This window comes from Streptomyces spongiae, assembly GCF_009377185.1.
Lineage (GTDB): Bacteria > Actinomycetota > Actinomycetes > Streptomycetales > Streptomycetaceae > Streptomyces > Streptomyces spongiae.
In genome coordinates, this window is record NZ_VJZC01000680.1 from 1 (window position 1) to 4,955 (window position 4,955).

The 4,955-nt window shown below is 71.5% G+C and carries 3 protein-coding genes and 1 pseudogene; 2 read left to right on the plus strand and 2 right to left on the minus strand.

Annotation, left to right across the window (positions count from 1 at the left end; genetic code table 11):
- Nucleotides 1–606: pseudogene (locus FNH08_RS44425) on the minus strand (VWA domain-containing protein); the annotation flags it as partial.
- 247 nt (nt 607–853) lie between these two features.
- Here FNH08_RS44425 and FNH08_RS44430 point away from each other — a divergent pair.
- Nucleotides 854–2,953, plus strand: coding sequence for a PhoX family protein (locus FNH08_RS44430; RefSeq protein WP_322726441.1), 2,100 nt, complete (start codon nt 854–856; stop codon nt 2,951–2,953).
- Between the two features lie 35 nt (nt 2,954–2,988).
- On the opposite strand, the gene FNH08_RS44435 is transcribed toward FNH08_RS44430, so the two are convergent.
- The gene (locus tag FNH08_RS44435) at nt 2,989–3,981 is read right to left on the minus strand and encodes a LysR family transcriptional regulator (protein WP_152777194.1); all 993 of its coding nucleotides are present in this window, start codon (nt 3,979–3,981) and stop codon (nt 2,989–2,991) included.
- Nucleotides 3,982–4,192: 211 nt separating this feature from the next.
- Here FNH08_RS44435 and snpA point away from each other — a divergent pair, with 211 nt between their 5' ends.
- Complete coding sequence (gene snpA, locus FNH08_RS44440; RefSeq protein WP_152777195.1) at nt 4,193–4,855, plus strand: snapalysin; 663 nt, start codon at nt 4,193–4,195, stop codon at nt 4,853–4,855.
- Nucleotides 4,856–4,955: the final 100 nt, after the last annotated feature.

Here is a 4,955-nt window from a genome sequence, read left to right on the forward strand (position 1 = left end):
CGCACCACCCGTGCGGCTTTCGTCGTCGGCTGCGGGTGGCCCCTGTGGGGTCTCGTCGCCGTCGGCGGCTGCCGGTTCGTCCGTCTTCTCGGCCGCCTCCGCGGCGGTGGGCTCCGGCTCCACGACCGGCTCGGGTGCCTCGGCGGCCGCCGGCTCCGGGGCGGCCGCAGCTTCGGGCTCCGGCTCGGCGACCTTCTCGGCCACCGGCTCGGGCTCGACAACGGGCTCCGGCTCCACGACGGGCTCGGGGGCCTCGGCCACCGTCGGCTCCGGCTCCGGTTCCACGGCCGGCTTCGGCTCGGCCACGGGCTCCGTGGGCTCGGGGGCCTTCTCCACCGCCGGGGGCGTGGGCGTCGGCTTCGGGACCGTTACGTTGTCGAAGGCCGCCGAGACCAGGTCGTCCACCTCGGACGGGGACTCCTTGGTCTTGGGAGCCGGCTCGGGCTCGGCGGCAGCCGTCCGCTCGGCGGCAGCCGGCGGCTCCGGCTCCTGCGGAGCCGTCTGCGTGGTCTCGGGCGAGGGCTCCCGCGAAGGGGATGCCGCGTCGGCGTCGCGCCCCTTGCGTGAGCGGCCGAACGCGTTCCGCAGGAGAGAAAGAATGCCCATTGTCGCGCAACCCTTCGCGTGAGTTGTAGCCCGTCGATCCCTGGCCAGGACGGACACGTAAGGTTAGCGGCCGATCTCGGTGATCTTGGGGTGGGGCAGGGGGCAGGTGTTAGCCCTTGCCGCATCCTGGTGTCAATACCGCCTCAACTTCCCCAGGTTCACCCCTTGTTCACCCGCCGTCCGCGTTCTCGAACGCGTTCGCCCCTAACGTCACATTCACATCAAGGGCACGTATGGGGAGAGCAAAGTGCGCAAACTGCTGCCAATGGTCGGAGTGAACGGGGCGAGCGCGTCGCACCCCGGCGGGCGGTCCGCCATGACCTGCCGTTTCCGGTGTGGTGACGCCTGCTTCCACGAGGTGCCGAACACCACCACCAACGAGTACGTCGGGGACGTCATCGCCGGCGCCCTGAGCCGGCGGTCGGTCATGCGCGCCGCCGCCGTCGTCACCGTGGCCGGTGCCGCGGGCGGCGCCGCCCTCACGCCCGCCGCCGCGGCTGATAGCGGGACCGGGACCGGGGCCGGGACCGGCGCCGCCACCGCCGCCTCGGCCGGTAAGGGCCGCAACGCCGCCCGCGGTCTTCGGTTCACCCCCGTCGCCCCCAACACCGCCGACGCCGTGGTGATCCCAGACGGGTACAAGCAGAACGTCGTCATCCGCTGGGGCGAGCCCATCCTGCGCGGCGCCCCCGCCTTCGACCCCGAGAACCAGACGGCCAAGGCCCAGGCCGGGCAGTTCGGTTACAACAACGACTTCCTCGCTCTCCTCCCGCTGCCCGGTGAGCGCGGCCGGCAGCTCCTCGTCGCCAACCACGAGTACACCGACGAAGTGCTGATGTTCCGCGGGTACGACGCCGCGAACCCCACCCGTGAGCAGGTCGAGGTCGCCTGGGCCGCCCACGGTCTGTCCGCGGTCGTCGTCGAGGGCGACCAGCGCACTGGCAAGCTCACCGCCGTGCCCCGGCACCCGCTCAACCGCCGCGTCACCGCCACCACCGAGTTCCGCCTCACCGGTCCCGTCGCCGGATCGGACCTCGTGAAGACCTCCGCCGACCCGACCGGCACGAAGGTGCTGGGCACACTCAACAACTGCTCGGGCGGTACGACCCCCTGGGGCACGACCCTGCACGGCGAGGAGAACTTCAACCAGTACTTCGCCAACGGCAGCCGCGCGACCGACAAGCGCTACGGCATCGGCACGACCGCCAGCGAGCGCAAGTGGGAGAGGTTCGACAAGCGGTTCGACCTCGCACAGGAGCCGAACGAGGTTCACCGGTTCGGGTACGTCGTGGAGTTCGACCCGTACGACCCCTCCTCCACGCCCCGCAAGCACACCGCGATCGGCCGCTACAAGCACGAGGCCGCGACCATCCGGCTCACGGCCGACGGCCGCCCGGTCGTGTACTCGGGTGACGACGAGCGCTTCGACTACTTCTACAAGTTCGTCAGCAGCAAGCGGATGAAGCACGGGACCTCCCGGGCCGTGCGCGAGCACAACCTCACCCTCCTCGACGAGGGCACGCTGTACGTCGCCAAGCTCACTGGTGACTCCCCCGCCATCGAGATCGACGGCACCGGCAAGCTGCCCGCCGACGGTGAGTTCGACGGCAGCGGCGAGTGGATCCCGCTGGCCACCGCCACCGCGAAGGGCGCCACCTCGCACGTCGACGGAATGACCGCCGAGGAGGTGTTCGTCTTCACCCGCCTCGCCGGGGACAAGGTCGGCGCCACCAAGATGGACCGGCCCGAGGACATCGAGCCCAACCCCGTCAGCGGCAAGGTCTACGTCGCCCTGACCAACAACACCAACCGCGGTGTCGGTACGAACGCCAAGCCGGACGAGGCCAACCCGCGCAACGCCAACAAGCACGGGCACGTGCTGGAGCTCACCGAGCGCTTCAACCGGCCCGAGAGCACGAAGTTCGCCTGGCTGCTCTTCCTCGTCGCCGGTGACCCGAACGACCCGGCCACCTACTTCGCGGGCTTCCCGAAGGACAAGGTCAGCCCGATCTCCTGCCCGGACAACGTCGCCTTCGACCCGCACGGCAACCTGTGGATCTCCACCGACGGCGCCCAACTCGGCTCGCACGACGGCCTGTTCGGCGTGGCGACCAGGGGCGAGCGGCGCGGTGAGCTCAAGCAGTTCCTGACCGTCCCGAACGGCGCCGAGACCTGCGGCCCGATCATCCAGGAACGCCGCGTCCTGGTCGCCGTACAGCACCCGGGCGAGCTCGACGGCGCCTCCGTGGAGAACCCGAAGAGCGCCTGGCCGGACGGGGAGGGCAAGATCGTCCGCCCGGCCGTGGTCTCGGTGTGGCGCGCGGACGGCTGCGACATCGGCGCCTGACGGCCAAGTAGCGCGTCCAGCACGTCCAGGGCGTATTACGCGGGCTTCCGTTCGCGGTACGTGTGCTCGTACGGCTGCTCGTACGGCGAAGGGGGCGCTCCCAGGCCCGGGGGCGCCCCCTTCGCCATGAGCCACTCCCGGTACGACGGCGACTGGCGGACCGTGTCCCAGTACGCCTCGACCAGCTGCGGGTACACGGACTCCAGCACCTCCTCGGTGCGCGCCGCGAGGATGAGGCGTACGCCGAGGGGGTCGCCGTGCAGGCGGCGTACGGCCATCCCGGGGCGGGACTGGCAGGTCGGCTGGCAGACGGTGACGACCTCGCCGGTCGCGACGAGGGACGCGGTGGTGTGGTAGTCGCCGTGCAGGATGCGGGGGCTGAGGCCCGCGGCGCGCAGCATGCGGTGCACCGCGTCCCACTCGCCGTCCACCGTCGGGTCGACCATCCAGCGGTCCTCGGCCAGCTCGGCGAGGCGTACGACGGACCGGGTGGCGGCCGGGTGGTCCTCGGCCAGCGACACGAACTGCGGCTCGCGCTCGACGAGGACGCGCAGGCCGAGCTCGGGCGGGATGCGCAGCGGGCAGCCCTCCACCTCGTGCACGAAGGCGACGTCGAGCTGGCCGTCGGCGACCATGCGGAGCAGGGAGTTCGCGGAGACGTCCATCTGGAGGAGGGCCTCGCGCCCACCGTTCCTCAGACGGCGCAGCCAGCCCGCGAGGGCGGGGCTCGCGGTGGAGCCGACGCGGACCTGAGGGCCCGTCACGGCGGCGGACCGGGCCTCGGCCACCAGGGCGCGCATCTCGGCGACGAGGGGGCGGGCCCGGCCGAGGACCACCCGGCCCAGCGCGGTGGGGCGGCAGCCGGTGCGCTCGCGCAGGAACAGGGCGCCGCCCAGCTCCTGCTCGATGCGGCGCAACTGGGTGCTCAACGAGGGCTGGGCCACGCCGAGTTGGCGCGCGGCCCGGTGCAGGCTGCCGGTGTCGGCGATGGCGCACAACGCGCGTAGATGCCTGACCTCAAGCTCCATGGCGGGGGCTCTCCGCTCTTCCCGGCTCCATGCCAGTGGAGACTAAAGCGGAGGCAATGCTTTCACCAGACGCACAAACCGCCTGCAACACAGGCGAGTTGGACTGCCGATAGTCGCGGGCTATCACCACTTGCCATCATCACAGCCACCGCACAGGCGCCGAGACTCGATGACGACTTCACAACCCCCACACGAGGAGTCATCGATGCGTATGCGTGCGCGCATGCCCAAGTCCGCCCGCCTGGCGGCGATCGGCCTCGCCCTCGCGGGTGCCGGCCTCGGTACGGCGGTCCCCGCGTCCGCCGCTCCCGCGCCCGAGCCGCTCGCGAAGTACGCCGGTTCGGCCGAAGAGGCCAAGGCCAACGACGCGTTCTTCGAGGCCGTGATCCGGTCGGTCGCCGAGAAGCGCGCCGCCGCCCCCGACGCCGCGGCCGTCACCGTCGTCTACGACGCCTCCCGCGCGCCCAGATTCGCGAGCCAGATAGCCCGCAGCACCCAGATCTGGAACAGCTCGGTGTCGAACGTGAAGCTCCAGTCGGGCTCGGCGTCGGGCGCCGACTTCAGCTACCGCGAGGGCAACGACCCGCGCGGCTCGTACGCCTCCACGGACGGTCACGGCGGCGGCTACATCTTCCTCGACTACGCGCAGAACCAGCAGTACGACTCCACGCGCGTGACCGCCCACGAGACGGGGCACGTGCTCGGTCTGCCCGACCACTACACCGGCCCGTGCAGTGAGCTGATGTCGGGCGGCGGTCCCGGCACGTCGTGCAGGAACGCCAACCCGGACGCCAACGAGCGGGCCCGCGTGGACCGGTTGTGGGCCAACGGCTTCGCCCAGGCCCTGGACAAGGCGCTCGGCAAGGCTCGCTAGCCAGGCCCGTCGGCAGGGCTCGTTAGCTATGCCCGTCGGCAGGGTCCGTTCAGCCGCCACCCCCCACAGGTGCGGGCCGCCCTCCTGCACAGGGCGGCCC